Genomic DNA, 17771 nt, shown 5'->3' with positions numbered 1-17771 from the left:
TGCGGCTGCCATTTTACGGTTTTTAAACGCGCTTAGTGCCGAAGCTTAGCGAGCTGCCGCAGCGACAAACCGGTTAGCTTTGCGACCTGAGAGGGCTCAAGCCCATCATCCAGCATCGCCTGAGCAATGCGTTGCGTCGCCTCCTGCTGTCCTTGATGCCGGCCTTCATTCCGGCCTTCCTGTCGACCCTTTCGTAAACCTTTTTCTATCCCCGCCTTCATTCCCTGAAGGACCCCCTCTTTACGGCCACGCTCTTCCAGAAAATGAGCAATATTCATCAGCGTCTCCTTATGCGGCTTGAGTGGCGTCTTTTGCGCGAGCTTGCGTAAAAAGGCCACCGGATCGGCGGCGTTACCCGCCTGAAGCATATAATTCAGCAAAGTTTTAAACTGCCGACGCGTAGTGTATCCCAAGGATAATATCCTGACCAGCTGCTCAGAAATATCCATCAAATCCCGCTGGCGGATATGTTTTTGCAGCAGTTCCAGCATAGCGACACGGCGGTGCTGCACAAGCCGATCGTCAGGAATCACCGTGACGTCTATCAGTGGAAAACGCTGGCTATACAGCCGCTCGGCCACCTCTGGCTGAGGGAAATCATCCAGCCAGCGCGTCGAGTACGGGTAAGGAGCGATCCTGCCGTGATAAAATAGCAGAGGAATAACCAGCGGCAGCTGATGATGCCCTTTATCAAGGTGGCGCTGCATGGCCGCGATGGCGTATCGCATCAGGCGAAACGCCATATGCCTGTCGGGAGAGCTTTGATGCTCTATAAGAATGTAGATGTACCCCTCTCCGTGCTGGGTTTTTAGCGAATAAAGAATATCCGAATGGCTTGCGCGTAGGTCCTCTTCAATAAAACTGCCGGATTCCAGCTGCAGCGTTCGCAGATCGCACTGTTCCCGCAAATGCTTCGGCAAATGAATAGACAAAAAATCGCGCGCCGTTGCCCGTTGGGACAAAAGGTGTTTAAACACCGCATCGTGCGGTGAGTGGCTTGCTATCTGTTCCATGATGGCCCCTGACCCGTTAACCTACGCTCACCCTACCACCGCACGCGTTCGCCGCGCGTTTTCGCTTGCGGTTTGCCGAGGCGGCTCGCAAACTGGGCCTTCCCGTTAGTTATCCCTGTCATCAGTAAGGAGAAATCATGCGTCAAAGGACTATCGTCTGCCCGCTCATTCAACATGAAGGCCACTATCTGCTGTGCAAAATGGCCGACGATCGCGGCGTATTTCCCGGCCAGTGGGCGCTCTCCGGCGGCGGCGTCGAGCCAGGCGAGCGCATTGAAGAAGCGCTGCGGCGAGAAATTCGCGAGGAGCTGGGCGAAAAACTGCAGCTGACCCAGATTACGCCGTGGACCTTTAGCGACGATATCCGGGTTAAAACCTACGCCGATGGCCGCCGGGAAGAGATTTATATGATTTACCTGATCTTCGACTGCATCAGCGCCAATCGCGAAGTGACGATCAACGAGGAGTTTCAGGACTACGCCTGGGTGAAGGCAGAAGATCTTCCCCACTATGATTTGAACGCGGCGACCCGCAAGACGCTCACCCTGAAAGGCCTACTCTGAACAAGCGCGCAAAAAGCGCAGCCTGACCTTCAGCCCGCCCAGCGTTTCGCTACGCAGCAGCTGCGGATGGCTGCGGTGCAGGCGCGCAATATCGCTGACCAGCGCCAGTCCGAGCCCGGCGCCGGGGTTATCACCCACGTTTTCCAGACGATGGAACGGCATGAGCGCCTGCTGAATCTGCGCATCATCGATCCCCGACCCGCTGTCTTCGACATCCAGCAGCACCGCCTCTCCGTCACGATGCAGGCTGACCGTGACGATACCGCCCTGCGGCGTATAGCGAATCGCGTTATCCAGCAGATTCGCGCACAGCTCGCTCAACAGCACGCCATCGCCGGCAATGGTCACCGTCGAGGGTTCCCCCTCATAGCCGAGATCGATAGCCTTGCTCCGCGCCTGCTGAAGACGCGAAAAGCAGCTATTGTGGACAATCTCATACAGGTCCACCGGCGGGAACGCGTGCTCGCCCTGCTCTTTCCGTTTGATGGTAGCCAGCTGCAGCAGGCGTTCGGTAAGCAGAATAGTACTGTCAAGCGTGCCGCTCATCGCCTCCAGGCTCTCTCGCCACAGCCGGGGATCGCCGCTCGCCAGCGCCACTGAGGCCTGCGTTTTCAACACCGCTAACGGCGTTTTGAGCTGATGCGACGCGTCGGCGCTAAAGCGCTCCTGGCGGGAGATCATCACCCGTAACCGGTCGATATAGCGGTTAAAGGCCACGATCAGCAGACGGGTTTCCGACCACGGCAGCAGCTCCGGCAGCGGCGTCAGCAGGCCGGGTTCGCGCCGCACCATGAGCGCCGAAAGCCGGCGCATCGGCCGCAGCACGCGGCGCAGCAGCCAGCCGGTGAGCACCAGCGTCAACAGCACTAGTAGCCCCTGCGAGATCCATGATGAAAACAGCAGCTGTCCCGCCAGCCAGCGCCGCGACTGCAGCGTTTCGGCGATGTAGATTTCCGCCATGCCGACAACGCCGCCTTCGTTAACCGGCTGCAGCAGGCGCGCCACGCGGATAGCCTGACCGCGATATTCAGTATGATAAAACCACGCCAGCGCCGGATAGAGCTCGGTTCGAGAGGTCGATGGCGGCATCGATGGCAGGTCGTCAAAACCGGAAATCACCCGCTTCTCGGGATCGAGTACCTTATAGTACAGCCGATCGTTCATATTCAGCTCGAAGCTGTCCAGCACCACCCAGGGGACATTCACCTCCAGCCTACCGCGGCGAACCACCAGGCGTTCCGCCACCGTGCGGGCGGATGAAAGCAGCGTGCGATCGTAAGCCTGGGTTGCCGCCTGCAGAGCGCTGACGTAGCTATTGAACGCCGACAGCCCCCATAGCAAAACCAGCGGCAGGCCGAGAAACAGCAACAGTTGAGCGAATAACGACTGCGGTTTATCCCACCTCATGAGCGAGCTCCAGCACGTAGCCCAGGCCGCGCAGGGTCACGATACGCACGTTGCTCTCCTGAAGTTTCTTACGCAGACGATGGATATACAGCTCGATGCTTTCCGGGCTGACGTCATCGTTCAGGCTGAAAACCTGTTCAAACAGCTGCTGGCGCGACACCGGCCGCGTACGGCGAAACATCAGCACCGTCAGCAGCGCCTGCTCGCGCGGCGTCAACGACAGCGTTTGTCCGCAGAGTAAAAAATAGCCTTCATCGCGATATTCCAGCGCGCCGATCTGCTGAACCTCATGCACCTGGCCTTCGCTACGCCGCAGCAGCGCGCGTAGCCTGGCATCCAGCTCTTCAAGCTCAAAAGGTTTCGGCAAATAGTCATCGGCGCCGACGTTCAGCCCTTTAACCCGATCCGCCACCGCGCTGCGGGCGGTGAGTAGCAAGACGGGAAGGGTCTGCCCGCGCTTTCGCAGGCGCTGCACCACTTCCAGACCGTCGAGTCCCGGCATGCCAATATCCAGCACCGCCAGCGCATATTTTTCGCTTTGCAGCAGATGATCGGCCGCGCGACCATCAAATACGCAGTCCACGGCAAACCCGCCCTGCACCAGCGCTTTCTCCAGCCAGTGAGCCAGCTCACGGTTATCTTCTGCCAGTAAGAGACGCATATCACATCCTGAAAAGTTGCTGCCGCATTGAAAGGGAAATGAAAGGTAATTGTTTTAACAATCACGCAACCGAATAGCCACATGCCGGTTCACATAATTAAAAAAACGTCTCCTGTATCTGACTGAGGAAGCTTATGAATATGCCATTCCTGCGCCGTGCTGGCGCCATTGCATTATGCCTTTTAACCGCCTCTGCCCTGGCCGCCGAGGCGCCTTCCCGTACCGAATGTATCGCGCCCGCCAAGCCCGGCGGCGGCTTCGACCTCACCTGCAAGCTGATCCAGGTCAGCCTGATGGAAACCGGCGCCATCGAAAAACCGATGCGCGTCACCTACATGCCCGGCGGCGTAGGCGCTGTGGCCTACAACGCGATCGTCGCCCAGCGCCCCGGCGAACCCGGTACCGTAGTCGCGTTCTCCGGCGGCTCGCTGCTCAACCTGGCGCAGGGCAAGTTTGGCCGCTACGGCGTGGATGATGTGCGCTGGCTGGCCAGCGTCGGCACCGATTACGGCATGATCGCCGTCCGCGCCGACTCGCCGTGGAAAGACCTGCCGTCGTTTTTGGCGGCGATGGAAAAAAATCCCGCCAGTATCGTCATCGGCGCCGGCGCCTCCATTGGTAGCCAGGACTGGATGAAAGCGGCGCTGCTGGCGCAAAAAGCCAACGTCGATCCGCACAAAATGCGCTACGTGGCGTTTGAGGGCGGCGGCGAACCGGTCACCGCGCTGCTGGGCAATCACGTGCAGGCGGTCTCCGGCGATCTCAGCGAAATGGTGCCTTATCTCCAGGGCAATAAAATCCGCGTGCTGGCGGTGTTCGCTAACGAAAGGCTGCCGGGTGCCCTCGCCGATGTGCCGACCGCCAAAGAGCAGGGCTATGACCTGGTCTGGCCGATTATTCGCGGCTTTTTCGTGGGTCCGAAAGTCAGCGACGCCGACTATCAGTGGTGGGTGGATGAGTTCACGAAATTGCAGCAGACCGACGCGTTCAAAAAGCAGCGCGAGCTGCGCGGCCTGTTCGAATTCAACATGAACGGTAAGGAACTGGACGCCTACGTTAAACAACAGGTGGAAGCGTATCGCCTGCAGGCGAAATCCTTTGGCCTGGCCAAATAATTTACGGAGGTTGCGATGAGCGATCGTATTTTTGCCGGAGTGTGGCTGCTGCTCTGCGCGGGTGGAATGTTTATCGCCTGGCAAATTCACAGCGAATACGCCTATGAGCCCGTCGGCCCACGCCCTTTCCCGGTCGGCATTATCGGCCTGATGCTGGCATGCTCTGTTTTGCTGCTTCTGCGTCGGCCCGACGCCATCACGTGGCCCGGGCGCCGGGTTTTACAACGACTATTAACCATGGTGGTTGCGCTGGGGATCTATGCGTGGGGTTTTGAATGGCTGGGTTTTCCTCTGGCCACCGCGCTGCTGACCGCCGCGTTTGGCCTGCTGTTTGGCGCCACCCTGCCCGCCGCCGGGGTAGCCGGCGTCGCGATGGGCATCGCGCTGTGGTACGTCTTTGACGCCCTGCTTGATGTCACCCTGCCGCTCGGCGTTTGGTTGAGTTAACGGAGAAGGTTATGGATATCTGGATTTATTTATCACAGGGCTTCGCCGTTGCCATGACGCCGGGCAACCTGACCATCGCGCTAATTGGCTGCTTTGTTGGCACTATCGTCGGTCTCCTGCCGGGTCTGGGTCCGATTAACGGTGTCGCGATCTTACTGCCGCTGGCCTTTGCTTTGCACCTGCCCGCGGAATCAGCGCTAATCCTGCTGGCTACGGTCTATATTGGTTGTGAATACGGCGGGCGCATTTCGTCTATCCTGCTTAACGTACCCGGTGATGCCGCCGCCATTATGACCGCTCTCGACGGTTATCCGATGGCGCAGCAGGGGCGCGGCGGCGTAGCGCTGTCGATCTCTGCCGTGAGCTCCTTTGTTGGTTCAATAATCGCTATCGGCGGGATCATCCTGTTCGCCCCGGTGCTGGCGCAGTGGTCGCTGGCGTTCGGCCCGGCGGAATATTTCGCCCTGATGATTTTTGCCATCGCCTGCCTTGGCAGCATGATGGCGGAAAATCCGCTGAAGTCATTTCTCGCCGCGTTAATCGGTTTGGGGCTGGCGACGGTGGGCGTTGATGCCAATACCGGCGTGTACCGCTTCACGTTCGACAGCGTTCATCTTTCCGACGGCGTGCAGTTTATCGTGGTGGTGATTGGGCTCTTTTCGGTTTCGGAGATTTTGCTGATGCTGGAGAGCACCAGCGGCGGGCAGAAGCTGGTACGGAAAACCGGACGCATGCTGTTTAACGCCAAAGAGGCGGGCCAGTGCGTGGGCGCAACCCTGCGCTCATCGGTGGTGGGTTTCTTTGTCGGCATTCTGCCGGGCGCAGGGGCGACCATTGCCAGCGCCATCACCTATATGACCGAGAAAAAGCTCAGCGGCAATAGCGCTACCTTCGGCAAGGGCGATATTCGCGGCGTCGCGGCGCCGGAAGCGGCGAACAACGCCTCCGCCTGCGGCTCGTTTATTCCGATGCTCACGCTCGGCGTCCCCGGCTCCGGGACCACCGCAGTGATGATGGGCGCCCTGACCCTCTACAACATCACGCCGGGACCGGCGATGTTTACCGAACAGCCGGATATCGTCTGGGGGTTAATTGCCGCGCTGCTCATCGCCAACGTGATGCTGCTGATTATGAACATTCCGCTGATCGGCCTGTTCACCCGCATGCTGACGATTCCGCTATGGTTTCTGGCCCCGGCCATCGCCGCCGTGTCAGCGGTCGGCGTCTACGCGGTGCACAGCACCACCTTCGACCTGCTGTTGATGGTTGGGCTGGGAGTGCTGGGCTACATTATGCGTAAAATGCACTTCCCGATGTCGCCGCTGATCTTAGGGTTTGTGCTGGGAGAGATGCTGGAGCAGAACCTGCGCCGCGCGCTGTCCATCAGCAACGGCAACGTGGCGATTCTGTGGCAAAGCGGCGTGACAAAAACGCTTCTGTTTCTGGCCATCGCGGTGATTGTTGTCCCCCCGCTGCTGCGGTACTGGCGCAAACGTCAGCTGAATACGCAGGGCGACCTGCCCTCTTCCTGATGCTCAACGTCATTGGCGGTCGCTCAGCGCCGCCAATGACGCTATACGTTGAATTTCCACCACATCTGCCTGATAGTTATCGTTTTAACTTTCTGGTGATCCGTTATGACCGTCGCCGCATCCCGTTCGGGGTTAACATTCGCCGCGCTGGCGCTGGGACAGGGCGCGGATGAGTTTCTCGGCACCCAGGGCGATCCCTGAGATACCCAGTCCGATATGTTTTGCGCCCTGCCTGGCGCGCTGACCACCGTTTTAGCGCTGGGCCGCTGGCATACGAAGCAGCTACTGAACGTCCAGCGCGTCTGAGTCGGGCATCGCCTGCTGGTTGACCCAGTCACGTAGCGCCCGGCGGGAAATTTTAATTCCGCCGGTTTTCAGCGATTCAGGCAGCCGCAGCCAGCGCACCGGCTGCTGAAAGCGCGCCAGCTTATCGGCGCACCAGCCCGCCAGCGCGGACGGGTCGTCATGCTCACCGCACTCCACCACCGCCACCGGCCGCTGGCCAAACTCCGCATCATCCTGCGGCACGATGAAAACTTGCGTAATCCACGGATGAGCGCCAATCACCCGCTCCACTTCTTCCGGCTGAATACCTTCTCCGCCGCTAAAAAAGAGGTTGTCCACTCGTCCGAGGATAGTCAGCCTGCCGTGCTCCAGCCGGCCCCGATCGCGAGTGGCGAACCAGCCGTCGGCATTAGCGAGGGGGACCATTTGCCCATCGCGCCAGTAGCCTGCGGCGATGCTGTCCGACCGCAGCCACACTTCGCCATCGACAATCCGCACTTCGCGCCCCGGCAGCGGCTGCCCGACATCCGCCAGGCCGTCCGCCTCCTTGGCGCATACCGTGGAGGCAAACTCGGTGAGCCCGTAGCCGCACCAGCAGCGGATACCGCGCTTACCGGCCTGCTCGGTTAGCGCCACCGGGATCGCCGCGCCGCCGAGCAGAACCGCTTTCAACGACACCTCGGCGTCGCCGCTGAGCAGGCGCCAGAGCTGGGTCGGCACCAGAGAGGCATGGGTACAGCCGCGTAACGCCTGTTCCAGCGGCTGCTTGTCGCGTACCGTCAGGCCTGCGCCAGCTAACAGCCAGCGCCAGAGAATCCCCTGGCCGGAAACGTGAAACAGCGGCAGCGACAGCAGCCAGTCGTCCTGCGGCGCAAAGGGTATCATCGCCAGCACGCCTTCTGCGCTGGCAAGATGGGCGCGAAAAGCGTGCACCGCCGCTTTCGGTAGTCCCGTCGACCCCGAGGTTAGCGTCATGGACGCGATACGATCTTCTCGCCAGGCGACCGCGTGCACGCCGTCGCCGGCGCACAACGCTAATGAATTAAGCGCCACCGGAAGGTCGCCGCCGTTTAGCACCAGCGCGTGGCGCAGTCCCAGAGACGGCAGCAGTTCCACCAACAGAGGAGCAGGCAGCTGCGGATTCAGCGGCAGGACGCGCGCGCCGCACTGCAGGAGGGCCAGCCACGCCAGCAGAGCATCGGGCTGGTTGTAAGCGCGAAGCAGCACGCCATCGCCGTCGCGAACGCCCTGGGCGTGGAATCCCCCCGCCAGCGCATCAATTTGCGCGCACAGTTCCCGCCAGCTTAGCCGCCTCTCGTTCAGGCGCAGCGCCTGAGCCTCTTCCCGCAGCCGCCGCCAGTGGCGCCAGGGCCAGTCGCTAAAGGTCACAGCAGCGGCTCCAGCTCATCAACGTTCAGACACGGCAGCTCGCTTTCCGGCCAAGGGCGCACCAGCTGGGCACGCATCAGGCTCAGCGTGTCCAGACCGGGGATCGTGTCCGGGGTCAGCCAGGCGGCGATTCGCGCCAGCTGCGTCAGGCCAAGGCTCGACTCAATGGCTGAACTGATGACCGCCGTCAGCCCCAGGGCATGCGCCTGCGCCACCTGCTGCCGCACTTTTTGCAGACTGCCGGTCAACGTCGGTTTAATCACCACCGCCCGCAGCCCCGGCTCGGCGGCAAAGGTAAAGTCCGCCTCGCGCAGGCTCTCATCCCAGGCGATAGCGATACCCGTTTGTTGGGCGAAAGCGCGCGAATCATCGCGGTTTTTACAGGGTTCTTCGAGAAAGGCGATGCGGCTGCGATAGTGCGGATCCACGTATTTGGCAAACTGCTGCGCTTTCAGCGGCGTCCAGGCGCGGTTAGCGTCGAGGCGTAGCGTCAGATCGGGAATCGCCTCCAGCAGCAGGTTGACCACCATGCCGTCGCGCACCGCCTCATACAGGCCGACTTTGACCTTAGCGACTTTTTCGCCGGGCATCAGCGAAAGCCTGGCGAACAGCTCGTCCGGATCGCCGGCGCAGAGCGGCGCCGCGCGATAGTCCGCCGCCTGCGGCAGCTCGCCGCACAGTTCCGCCAGTGCGCAGCTCGCCCCGAAAGCCGCCGACGGCGGCGTTGGCAACGCGCCCTCTTCGCCGTCGCGCCAGGCGCTCGCCCACGCCAGCAGCGCAGCCTGCGCCTCATCCAGCGTTTCCAGGCTGAATCCGGGCAGGGGAGAAATTTCCCCCCAGCCTTCGCGCTCGCCGTCGCGCAGGCGCAGAAGCAAACCATCGCGGGTTTTTAACCGCCGTTCACGCAGCACCACTCCCGCGTCCATCGGTAGCTGCCAGCGGTAGACCTGCGCCTGCCGCATTACGGATTCCGTTTAAATTTGCTGAAGTCCGGCTGGCGCTTCTGATTGAAAGCGTTGCGCCCTTCCTGACCCTCTTCGGTCATGTAAAACAGCATGGTGGCGTTACCCGCCAGCTCCTGCAGTCCCGCCTGGCCGTCGCAGTCGGCGTTCAGCGCCGCCTTCAGGCAGCGCAGCGCCATCGGACTGTTCTGCAGCATTTCCCGGCACCAGCGCACGGTCTCTTTTTCCAGGTCCGCCAGCGGCACCACCGTATTCACCAGCCCCATATCCAGCGCCTGCTGCGCGTCGTACTGGCGGCACAGGAACCAGATCTCACGGGCTTTTTTCTGCCCGACGATGCGCGCCATATAGGAGGCGCCCCAGCCGCCGTCGAAAGAGCCGACTTTCGGGCCGGTCTGGCCGAAGATGGCGTTTTCCGCCGCGATAGTCAGATCGCACATCATATGCAGGACGTGGCCGCCGCCGATGGAGTACCCCGCCACCATCGCCACCACCGGTTTCGGGCAGGTGCGGATCTGGCGCTGAAAATCGAGAACGTTGAGGTGATGAACGCCGGAATCATCCTGGTAGCCGCCGTAGTCGCCGCGGACTTTCTGATCGCCGCCGGCGCAAAATGCTTTATCGCCTTCACCGGTCAGAACGATGACGCCAATATTGTCGTCATAGCGGGCATCCGCCAGCGCCTGAATCATCTCTTTGACGGTCAGCGGGCGGAAAGCGTTGCGTACCTGCGGGCGGTTGATGGTAATTTTGGCAATCCCGTCCGCCGATTTTTGGTAACGAATGTCGGTGTAGCCTTCGGAGCAGTCCTGCCATTCAATCGGGGCGTAAAGCATGGCTTCATCAAGAGAGATCATAAAGTGTCCTTCGGTTAACTCGCTAAAAACTGCGCCAGACAAGCCACGACAGCATCGGGGTTTTCCCGATGCGCGTTGTGTCCGGCATGATTAATCACGTGCGCGGTGGCCGATAGCTCATCGGCGATGGCGCGAAACTTGCCGTCGCGTTCTCCGCAAAGGTAATGAAAAGGGAAATCGCGCGCCCGTAACGACGCGCGCAGATCGGGTTGTTCCGCCAGCGAGCTGGCCTGCAGCATCGCCGCCAACGCTCCGCCGTTATTGCGGCTGCGTAGCGCAACCAGCGACGCCCGCTGCGCTGCGTCCAGGGAAGCGAAGACCGGCTGCTGATACCAGTCGGCAAAGACCTGGGTCAGCGGCTCGCGGCGAAAGCGTTCAGCCCAGGCGGCATCGCTGTGCCGGCGCAGCCTACGCTGGTTATCATCCCCCAGGCCCGGATGCCCCCCCTCGACGACAAGCCCGCAGAGCCCTTCGCGCGGCTGGCTGACATAGAACATCGCCACCCGTCCGCCGAGGGAGTATCCCACCAGCCAGTACTTAAGTATGTTGTAACTATTAAGCGTATTCTTAATCAGCTCGCTGACATCGGCAAAATGGTTGACGGTAATATGCGCCGATCCGCCGTGGCCAGGCAGGTCAATATAGAGACGCGGATACGCGCCAAACGCCTGCCCCACCGTGCGCCACTCATGACTATCCCCGGCAAAACCGTGCAAAAAGACCAGCCAGGGATAGCCCGGCAGGCCGCTTTCAGCCACCGCGTGCAGCGTCATAGCTGACTCACCTGCGCCAGCAGCTGCTGAAGCGTTTGCGTACCGTCGGTTTCATTAACCGCCAGCTCAATCAACGTCGCGCCGGGTCCTCGCCAGGCAACGTCCAGCGCCTGCTCCAGCTCATTCCAGTCCGCAGGGCGATGGTAAGTCATATTGAACATCGCCGCCGCGTGCGCGAAATGGATATTCTGCGGCATCAGATAGAACTGGCTGCGCTGCTCCTGCGGCGTGGGCAGCAGAGAAAAAATCTGCCCGCCGTTATTGTTGACGACAATCAGCACCAGCGGCGCGGAGGCCTGACGCAGCAGGGCCAGCGAGTTGAGATCGTAAAGCGCAGAAAGATCGCCGACGATAGCCAGCGTCGGACGCGCGCTGGCGCGCTGCACCCCGGCCGCCGTCGCCAGCAGGCCGTCTATTCCGCTGGCCCCGCGATTGCTGTAGACCGGGTAACCTGCCGGTAGCTGCGACAGCGCGTCAATTAAGCGCACCACCAGGCTGTTGCCGACAAACAGCTGCCCCTGTTCCGGCAGATAGCGCCGGATTCGCTGCGCCAGCTGGGCTTCGCCGAAATCCTCGCTGCTGGCGACCGCCGCCTGCCATGCCTGGCGCGAAAGCTCGGGAATGACGGTGGGCCACGGCTGTCGTTTTTCCGCCGGATGCTGTTCAAGCCAGCGGTCGATGGCGCACACCAGCCGGCGACCGCGATGCTGGGCGGGATCCAGTCGCCCCGGCAGATTGTCCACCAGCCAGTACTCTTCGGGTTCGCAGGTGGCCTGCCACTGCAAAACGCGTTTGCTGGTCAGGCTGCTGCCCAGTTGAACAACGATTTGCGCCTGCGCCAGTTCACTGACCGCCTTGCCGTTACCCAGCCACAGGTCGGCGCAGGGGAGCGGCTGCCCGGTTTGCGAGAGCACATCGCCAATCAGCGGCCAGCCGAGGGTCTTCGCCCACTCGGCCACCTTGACGCCCTCTTCCGCGCTCATCCGTCCGGCGACCACCACGCCGCGTTTCTGCCGCCAGAAAAACCAGTCGCGCTGCTTTTCACTTTCCAGATGCAGAGAGTGACGCAGCCAGGGCTTGTCGCTCTGCCACCAATCGCCGAGCTGCTGCTGCCACTCGGCGCCGGTGTCGTCCATATCGCCATACAGCGGTTCGGCAAACGGACAGTTAATATGAACGCCGCCGCAGTGTAGCGCGCCGAGCGCCTGGTCGAGGGTCGAGACCAGCCAGCGGGCGGAGATATCCTGCGACGGACGCGGCAGGGATATTGTGTGCGACGGATGCGAGGCGAACATGCCCGGCTGGCGAATCGCCTGATTCGCGCCGCAGTCAATCAGCTCCGGCGGCCGGTCGGCGGTCAGTAAAATGAGTTTTTCACCGGTCAGCCCGGCTTCAATCAGCGCCGGATAGAGGTTAGCCGTCGCGGTACCGGAGGTCACAATCACCGCCACCGGCTGACCGCTGGCTTTCGCCAGCCCTAACGCCAGATGGCCGAGGCCGCGTTCATCAAAGTGGGTATGGTGAATAAATGCGCGGTTTTCCGCCGCCGCCAGGGTTAAAGGTGTCGAGCGCGATCCGGGCGCAATGCAGATATGCTGCACGCCGTGGCGCGTCAATGCTTCAAGGATCACCGCCGCCCAGCGTCGGTTAAATGCGCTTACAGACATGAATTTGTCCAGTATCAAATATTGAGGCTAAGTATAGATAAAGCAAACTGTTGCCGTTTTGATATGCATCGTTTTCTCTATACTTCTGACAGCAGTAACGAACGCAATCCCGCGGCTTTATTTTCAATTTCCTGCCACTCCTGCTCCGGGTCGGAACCGCTGACGATCCCCGCACCGGCGTAGAGTCTGAGCGTACGCTGTTCGATTTTCGCCGAACGCAGAGAAACGCAAAATTCGCTTTGCGCCAGCGACAGATAGCCGGCGGAGCCTGCATACCAGCCGCGGGTAAAAAGCTCATTACGGGTGATAAAATCCAGCGCAACCCGGCGCGGTAAACCAGCAACCGCCGCCGTGGGCTGGAGCTGATGAAGGCAGCGGGCATCGTCAGGCTTCTCCAGCTCGGCCCAAATACAGCGCCGGAGATGCTGTACTTTCCGCAAACGGACAATCTGCGGCGGCAGGACTTCCAGCGCGCGGGTCTCCCCTTGCATCCGCTGACAGATATCCTCCACCACCAGCATATTTTCGCGCTGGTTCTTATCGTCGGCCATCAGCCAGCTACCCAAACGCTGCGCCTGGCGATCGTCCGCATGACTGGCAACGGTTCCCGCCAGCGCTTCGGTACGCAGCAGCGCCCCGCGACGCCGCCACAGCCGTTCCGGCGTAGACCCCATAAAGGCCTCTTGCGCGTTAAAGACCATCAGGAAGTGGAAGCAGTTAAGGTTGCTGCGGCGGCTGGCCGCCATAATCGCTCCGGCGTTTAACGGAGCGGCGAAGTGCAAATCGGTGGCGCGAGCCAGCACCACTTTATCCATCTCCCCCGCCGCTATCGCCTGCGTCGCCTGCGCAATCAGCTCTCTCCACTGCGGATAAGCCGGGAAATGCTGTTCGCTCAGCAGAGAGGGCACCGCGGTAGCCTGCGCCTGTTTCGCCACCAGCGAATCGAGAAATTCACGTGCCGCACGGGCATCGTCGCGGAGCGAGGTCTCGCTATATAACACCAGGCGTAGCGTGGCGCTGCCGCCCAGTCGACGCCACTCCAGCCTCGGTAAGATCAACAGACCCTGCTGAGGATGAAAGGCGTTAAGGCCGCAAATTCGCAGATCTTCACGCCCCTGCTGGCGCAAAAAAGCGTGCGCCTGCTCAAGGGAAGCAAAGATTTGCACCGCCCCCAGCGCGGCCAGCTCTTCATCGCCGCTGCGCTGCTGCCAGTAGAACTGCGGCCACTGCGGCTGATGCGTGCACCACAGAAGGGGATCAAATGCGTCATTCAGCGCGAAGGGGACATCGAAAATTCGCGTGCCGGGCGATGGCGGGAACGCTTCATCCAGGCAGCGATACAGGCTTTCCAGCGCGGTGGATACAGACAGCACGCAAACCTCCACGGAGTAAAAACCCCACATTATACGGGGTACTACTGAGGAATAGCAGTACCCACGATGAGGGAGCGGTTTTTAATTAGCGCGGCGGTTAGTGAGTGGCGATTTCGAACGCCATGCCGATATGGTCGATGCCGTCCTCGTCGTAAACCTCAGTCACCGGCACAAAACCGAAGCTGGCGTAGAATTTTTGCAGGTGCGCCTGGGCGCCAAGATAGATAGCCTTTTGCGGCCAGTGTTGCCGGCAGCTGGCCAGCGCCTGTTCCATCAGCTGATAGCCCAGCTTCTCGCCGCGCACCGCCTGGCTGACAATCACCCGGCCAATCACCACCGGTTCAAACTCATCCTCGCTCTTGAGAATGCGCGCGTAGGCTACCAGCTCATCGCCGCGCCAGCCGAGAAGATGGCGATTCTCCCCCACCAGATCGTCGCCGTCGACGTCCTGATAGGCGCAGGTTTGTTCGACAACGAACACCGCACAGCGTAATTTCAGCACGGCGTAGAGCTGTGGGACGGTCAGTTCACCGTGGTGAAGATCCTGCCATGTAATCATCTGCGCTTCCTTAATTGATATACTTTGTTTTTTGACTCTCGCCCTGAGGACACTGGACGATGGAATTACTCTTTTTGGGGACATCCGCTGGCGTGCCTACCCGTACGCGTAATATGACGTCGATAGTGCTGAATTTGCAACAGCCAACAATGGCTGAGATGTGGCTGTTCGACTGCGGGGAGGGAACTCAGCATCAGTTTCTGCGCACCCCTTATCATCCCGGCAAGCTGAATAAGATTTTTATTACGCATTTACATGGCGATCATCTCTTCGGTCTCCCCGGCCTGCTGTGCAGCCGCTCGATGCAGGGTAATTCTCTGCCGCTGACGCTGTACGGACCGAAAGGACTTAAAGCGTTCGTGGAAACCGCGCTGCGCCTCAGCGGTTCCTGGACCGATTACCCGCTGACGATTATCGAAGTCGGGCCGGGGCTGGTGCTCGATGAAGCCGGCTTCCGGGTCACCGCCTGGCCGCTCAACCACCCGGTCGAATGCTACGGCTATCGTATCGAACAGCATGATAAGCCGGGCACCCTTGACGCCGCGCAGCTTATCGCCGAAGGCGTGCCTCCCGGTCCGTTATTTCAGCGCTTAAAACAGGGATTAACGGTTGAGCTGGAAGATGGACGGCGGATTGACGGCAGCCGCTACCTCGGCCCGGCAACGCCGGGTAAGAAGCTGGCTATTTTCGGCGATACCGCCCCCTGCGAGGCGGCGCGGGAGCTGGCCTGCGGCGTGGATGTCATGGTTCACGAGGTGACGCTCGAACAGGCGATGGCGGAAAAAGCGAACAGCCGCGGGCATTCAACCAGCCAGCAAACGGCGGCGCTGGCGCGCGACGCGGGCGTCGGCACGCTTATCGCCACCCACTTTAGCTCTCGCTATGACGCTGAAGGCTGCCAGCGTCTGCTGGCAGAGTGCAGAGAGATATTTCCATCTACCGTGCTGGCGGAAGATTTCATGGCGTATAGCGTAGAATAAAAAAACGGCGTACCGCGGCAGAGAGACGCCGCGAATACGCCAGCCATTACTCTTCAGCATAGCTGTTATAACGCAGAATAGATTTTAAATTGCGATAGCCCAGGTAATCCTGGATCGAGTCGTCATCAATTCCTTTTTTTCCCAGCTCATAGCCGCACGCGTGGCGCAGCATCCTGGGATGAATATTTTGCTTCAGCTTCGCCAGCTCGCAGCACTCGCGAATAATTTGATAAAAACGCTGGCGCGTCATCTGATTGCCCCGGGAAGAGATAAACAGCAAATCGTTATGAGCCGGGTAACACTCTCTGGCCAGTAGCCAGCGCTGTAATGAGATAATTTCTTTGGGTTGTAAGGGATGATACCCAGAGATACCGTGACGCGCCCGGCGAATATAAACCCGTTTTCGCGACAGGTCGACATCCCGCAAGGTCAAGGCGGTAATTTCGTTAATCCGACAACCGTGCAAAAAACACATCTGGATCATGCAGCTATTTCTTTCCGGGTGCGCACAATAATGTGCAGCAAGTACCAGACGCTCAACGTCCTTGACGCTAAGATATTCCGTATCTACCTGCATACGTTATTCCTTTTCATCCATTTGACTATAAAATTACTGATAGGTAAATGTCAGCTGTACAATAGACTCAAATTTACCCACCGTTGCTCCACCCCGGGTTGAATATAAACGGGCAGCCAGCGGGAATACGCCTTTCCCGGTACTGCCGTCGATAGCAATACTCATCTGGTCCTGATTTTTATAAAGAGTAGAGTGATCGCTACTGGTGATTTGCAGTGCGATATTCTGCGCCGCATCGCTGGCGGCCATATTGGCAAAATGTCTGGCATCATCACCGTCGATAACGCCGTCAAATTTTACCGTTGCTTTTGTTGTCCCCGCCGGGCAGTTTTCGACATTCAGATAAAAGGATTTCCACTCTGAAGCGTTGCCTGCCGTTTGAAAGTCAATATTCAGGAGCGGGCCAAAATTAACCTCTTGATACTTCGTGTCGGTGCTGACGTCACAGGGGAGATAATAAATATTACCGGTAATATTCAAAGGGATCCCGCCCGAGGATGAAAAAACAGGCAGCAATAATGCCAGCCATAGCGTCTTTTTCATTATCTACTCCTGCTATTCAATTTCTGCCTGAATGGTTGCCGTAGCGGTAAAGCCTCCGCCGCTGGGTAAATTCCCGGTGGTATTAATCGGATAAATTTTCATAGTGGTGTCCCCGGTCTGACTCGGGTAATTAAAATTGACCGGCAGCAGACCTGAAATGACCGGTATTTTGACGCCGGTAATATTTTCAATGCGCACCGCAATATCGCGATTGGTGGTCGCCAGCGCAGTGCTATCGTTAGTATCCGCCATCCCCTGGAACGACAGCGCGATTTTTACCCCGGCAGAAATATTGGTACAGGCCACCGTCATATTAACAACATGTGGAGAGAAGTCCTTCGGCATCTGGCCCGCGGTTTTAAAATGGTTGGCGGCAATATCCTCAAAATCAATATTAATCGCTTTACCGGTATTAATCTCGCAGGACTGCGGAACCGTTACCGACCCGCTCATTGAAATTTGCGTCAGGGGGATACCGCTGTAGCTGCCCGTTTTTCGCGTCCCGTAAACACTCAGGATAACCGTCGGAGGGATCGTCACCTGGCCAACAAAAGGCCGGGTAAAATAAAGCGAAATATATCCCAGTGACCCTGTATCAAAAATGGAGCCGCCGGGATTACAGGCAAAACCTTGATTATTCTGATTACTCTTATCCTCAATCGGCGTAGGAATATATTTATTCACGCCCCCTGCAATAAATAACTCGGTGGCAATTTCCAGGTATTTATTTAGCTGGTAATAATTTAATCCGTTGCGGCTTTGCGTCGCGGTAAGGCCTGGCACCGTGGCTTTAAAATACGTCACCCCGCTGGCACTATCACAGTCACACTTTGCCTTGTAGGTTCCCCCGGTACTCCAGTGGTACAAACGGGAAAACTCCATTCCGGCCTGATTTTGTGAGGGATTAGTAAAGCTTTCAATAAATGAAAAGCTGTCCTGAAAAGGCGCCCCGCCATTACCGGTATTCTGACACCACCCGGTTGCCGCCATCGCCTGCGGCGCGATCGCCAGCGCCGTCAGGCCCGCTAATATTCCCCATGAAAATCGTTTCATTGTCTCTGCATCCTT

Annotated in this window: 18 protein-coding genes and 1 pseudogene; 6 read left to right on the top strand and 13 right to left on the bottom strand. The window is 59.2% G+C overall.

What is annotated here, in order from left to right:
• Positions 1-32: 32 nt before the first annotated feature.
• A complete protein-coding gene (locus SIK97_RS07785) occupies positions 33-1013 on the bottom strand; it encodes an Rpn family recombination-promoting nuclease/putative transposase (protein ID WP_014839101.1) in 981 nt (326 codons plus the stop codon).
• A 137-nt stretch (positions 1014-1150) separates the two neighbouring features.
• Here SIK97_RS07785 and nudI point away from each other — a divergent pair, with 137 nt between their 5' ends.
• Complete coding sequence (gene nudI, locus SIK97_RS07780) at positions 1151-1576, top strand: nucleoside triphosphatase NudI (RefSeq protein ID WP_046877167.1); 426 nt, start codon at positions 1151-1153, stop codon at positions 1574-1576.
• Here nudI and SIK97_RS07775 read toward each other — a convergent pair.
• Together SIK97_RS07775 and tctD are read right to left on the bottom strand one after the other, a co-directional pair.
• Positions 1568-2983 (bottom strand): sensor histidine kinase, encoded by a 1416-nt coding sequence (locus SIK97_RS07775; RefSeq protein ID WP_057173165.1) that lies wholly within the window; start codon positions 2981-2983, stop codon positions 1568-1570. The two genes, nudI and SIK97_RS07775, sit on opposite strands and share 9 nt — an antisense overlap.
• Positions 2970-3644 (bottom strand): transcriptional regulator TctD, encoded by a 675-nt coding sequence (gene tctD / locus SIK97_RS07770; RefSeq protein ID WP_032750708.1) that lies wholly within the window; start codon positions 3642-3644, stop codon positions 2970-2972. Before tctD ends, SIK97_RS07775 begins: the two co-directional genes overlap by 14 nt.
• 140 nt (positions 3645-3784) lie before the next feature.
• Here tctD and SIK97_RS07765 point away from each other — a divergent pair, with 140 nt between their 5' ends.
• The 4 genes and pseudogenes from SIK97_RS07765 to SIK97_RS07750 form a co-directional block, all read left to right on the top strand.
• Positions 3785-4759, top strand: coding sequence for a Bug family tripartite tricarboxylate transporter substrate binding protein (locus tag SIK97_RS07765; protein ID WP_171972776.1), 975 nt, complete (start codon positions 3785-3787; stop codon positions 4757-4759).
• A gap of 15 nt (positions 4760-4774) precedes the next feature.
• Positions 4775-5206, top strand: coding sequence for a tripartite tricarboxylate transporter TctB family protein (locus SIK97_RS07760; RefSeq protein WP_025106692.1), 432 nt, complete (start codon positions 4775-4777; stop codon positions 5204-5206).
• Positions 5207-5217: 11 nt separating this feature from the next.
• Complete coding sequence (locus tag SIK97_RS07755; RefSeq protein WP_032750713.1) at positions 5218-6738, top strand: tripartite tricarboxylate transporter permease; 1521 nt, start codon at positions 5218-5220, stop codon at positions 6736-6738.
• A gap of 138 nt (positions 6739-6876) precedes the next feature.
• Positions 6877-7044, top strand: a pseudogene (locus SIK97_RS07750) (DUF2238 domain-containing protein); the annotation flags it as partial.
• Here the strand turns inward: SIK97_RS07750 and menE are convergent.
• The 7 genes from menE to SIK97_RS07715 form a co-directional block, all read right to left on the bottom strand.
• Positions 7021-8412 carry an o-succinylbenzoate--CoA ligase gene (menE, locus tag SIK97_RS07745; protein WP_057173166.1) on the bottom strand — a complete coding sequence of 464 codons (1392 nt, stop codon included), beginning with the start codon at positions 8410-8412 and terminating at the stop codon, positions 7021-7023. The pseudogene SIK97_RS07750 and the gene menE overlap by 24 nt on opposite strands.
• Positions 8409-9374 carry an o-succinylbenzoate synthase gene (menC, locus tag SIK97_RS07740; protein ID WP_032750724.1) on the bottom strand — a complete coding sequence of 322 codons (966 nt, stop codon included), beginning with the start codon at positions 9372-9374 and terminating at the stop codon, positions 8409-8411. The genes menE and menC overlap by 4 nt, the downstream gene beginning before the upstream one ends.
• Positions 9374-10231, bottom strand: a complete 858-nt coding sequence (gene menB / locus SIK97_RS07735; RefSeq protein WP_004123101.1) for a 1,4-dihydroxy-2-naphthoyl-CoA synthase — start codon at positions 10229-10231, stop codon at positions 9374-9376. The genes menC and menB overlap by 1 nt, the downstream gene beginning before the upstream one ends.
• 14 nt (positions 10232-10245) lie before the next feature.
• Positions 10246-11004 (bottom strand): 2-succinyl-6-hydroxy-2,4-cyclohexadiene-1-carboxylate synthase, encoded by a 759-nt coding sequence (menH, locus tag SIK97_RS07730; protein ID WP_032750726.1) that lies wholly within the window; start codon positions 11002-11004, stop codon positions 10246-10248.
• Positions 11001-12671, bottom strand: coding sequence for a 2-succinyl-5-enolpyruvyl-6-hydroxy-3-cyclohexene-1-carboxylic-acid synthase (gene menD, locus SIK97_RS07725; RefSeq protein WP_057173167.1), 1671 nt, complete (start codon positions 12669-12671; stop codon positions 11001-11003). Before menD ends, menH begins: the two co-directional genes overlap by 4 nt.
• A gap of 77 nt (positions 12672-12748) precedes the next feature.
• Positions 12749-14044, bottom strand: coding sequence for an isochorismate synthase MenF (gene menF / locus SIK97_RS07720; protein ID WP_057173168.1), 1296 nt, complete (start codon positions 14042-14044; stop codon positions 12749-12751).
• A gap of 97 nt (positions 14045-14141) precedes the next feature.
• Entirely contained in the window at positions 14142-14603 is a 462-nt protein-coding gene (locus tag SIK97_RS07715) for a GNAT family N-acetyltransferase (RefSeq protein WP_032750729.1), read from the bottom strand.
• A 59-nt stretch (positions 14604-14662) separates the two neighbouring features.
• On the opposite strand from SIK97_RS07715, the gene rnz reads away from it, so the two are divergent.
• Positions 14663-15583 carry a ribonuclease Z gene (rnz, locus tag SIK97_RS07710; protein ID WP_014230243.1) on the top strand — a complete coding sequence of 307 codons (921 nt, stop codon included), beginning with the start codon at positions 14663-14665 and terminating at the stop codon, positions 15581-15583.
• A gap of 46 nt (positions 15584-15629) precedes the next feature.
• Here the strand turns inward: rnz and SIK97_RS07705 are convergent, their stop codons facing one another.
• Genes SIK97_RS07705 through SIK97_RS07695 form a run of 3 tightly spaced genes read right to left on the bottom strand, consistent with a single transcriptional unit; the run spans position 15630 to position 17756 of the window.
• A complete protein-coding gene (locus SIK97_RS07705; protein WP_025106684.1) occupies positions 15630-16160 on the bottom strand; it encodes a tyrosine-type recombinase/integrase in 531 nt (176 codons plus the stop codon).
• Positions 16161-16193: 33 nt separating this feature from the next.
• A complete protein-coding gene (locus tag SIK97_RS07700) occupies positions 16194-16703 on the bottom strand; it encodes a fimbrial protein (RefSeq protein WP_032750733.1) in 510 nt (169 codons plus the stop codon).
• Between the two features lie 12 nt (positions 16704-16715).
• Positions 16716-17756, bottom strand: coding sequence for a fimbrial protein (locus SIK97_RS07695; protein ID WP_057173169.1), 1041 nt, complete (start codon positions 17754-17756; stop codon positions 16716-16718).
• Positions 17757-17771 lie beyond the last annotated feature (15 nt).

This window comes from Klebsiella sp. JN_Kp126 (assembly GCF_033843325.1).
In the GTDB taxonomy this organism is placed as follows: domain Bacteria; phylum Pseudomonadota; class Gammaproteobacteria; order Enterobacterales; family Enterobacteriaceae; genus Klebsiella; species Klebsiella michiganensis.
The sequence above is the reverse complement of the archived record's forward strand: the minus strand, read 5'-3'. Positions and strand labels throughout refer to the sequence as shown.

Excerpts from the sequence above, each read along its gene's own strand:
- SIK97_RS07785 (WP_014839101.1), bottom strand. The coding sequence starts at position 1,013 with ATGGAACAGATAGCAAGCCACTCACCGCACGATGCGGTGTTTAAACAC.
- nudI (WP_046877167.1), top strand. The coding sequence starts at position 1,151 with ATGCGTCAAAGGACTATCGTCTGCCCGCTCATTCAACATGAAGGCCAC.
- SIK97_RS07775 (WP_057173165.1), bottom strand. The coding sequence starts at position 2,983 with ATGAGGTGGGATAAACCGCAGTCGTTATTCGCTCAACTGTTGCTGTTT.
- tctD (WP_032750708.1), bottom strand. The coding sequence starts at position 3,644 with ATGCGTCTCTTACTGGCAGAAGATAACCGTGAGCTGGCTCACTGGCTG.
- SIK97_RS07765 (WP_171972776.1), top strand. The coding sequence starts at position 3,785 with ATGCCATTCCTGCGCCGTGCTGGCGCCATTGCATTATGCCTTTTAACC.
- SIK97_RS07760 (WP_025106692.1), top strand. The coding sequence starts at position 4,775 with ATGAGCGATCGTATTTTTGCCGGAGTGTGGCTGCTGCTCTGCGCGGGT.
- SIK97_RS07755 (WP_032750713.1), top strand. The coding sequence starts at position 5,218 with ATGGATATCTGGATTTATTTATCACAGGGCTTCGCCGTTGCCATGACG.
- menC (WP_032750724.1), bottom strand. The coding sequence starts at position 9,374 with ATGCGGCAGGCGCAGGTCTACCGCTGGCAGCTACCGATGGACGCGGGA.
- menB (WP_004123101.1), bottom strand. The coding sequence starts at position 10,231 with ATGATCTCTCTTGATGAAGCCATGCTTTACGCCCCGATTGAATGGCAG.
- menH (WP_032750726.1), bottom strand. The coding sequence starts at position 11,004 with ATGACGCTGCACGCGGTGGCTGAAAGCGGCCTGCCGGGCTATCCCTGG.
- menD (WP_057173167.1), bottom strand. The coding sequence starts at position 12,671 with ATGTCTGTAAGCGCATTTAACCGACGCTGGGCGGCGGTGATCCTTGAA.
- SIK97_RS07715 (WP_032750729.1), bottom strand. The coding sequence starts at position 14,603 with ATGATTACATGGCAGGATCTTCACCACGGTGAACTGACCGTCCCACAG.
- rnz (WP_014230243.1), top strand. The coding sequence starts at position 14,663 with ATGGAATTACTCTTTTTGGGGACATCCGCTGGCGTGCCTACCCGTACG.
- SIK97_RS07705 (WP_025106684.1), bottom strand. The coding sequence starts at position 16,160 with ATGCAGGTAGATACGGAATATCTTAGCGTCAAGGACGTTGAGCGTCTG.
- SIK97_RS07700 (WP_032750733.1), bottom strand. The coding sequence starts at position 16,703 with ATGAAAAAGACGCTATGGCTGGCATTATTGCTGCCTGTTTTTTCATCC.
- SIK97_RS07695 (WP_057173169.1), bottom strand. The coding sequence starts at position 17,756 with ATGAAACGATTTTCATGGGGAATATTAGCGGGCCTGACGGCGCTGGCG.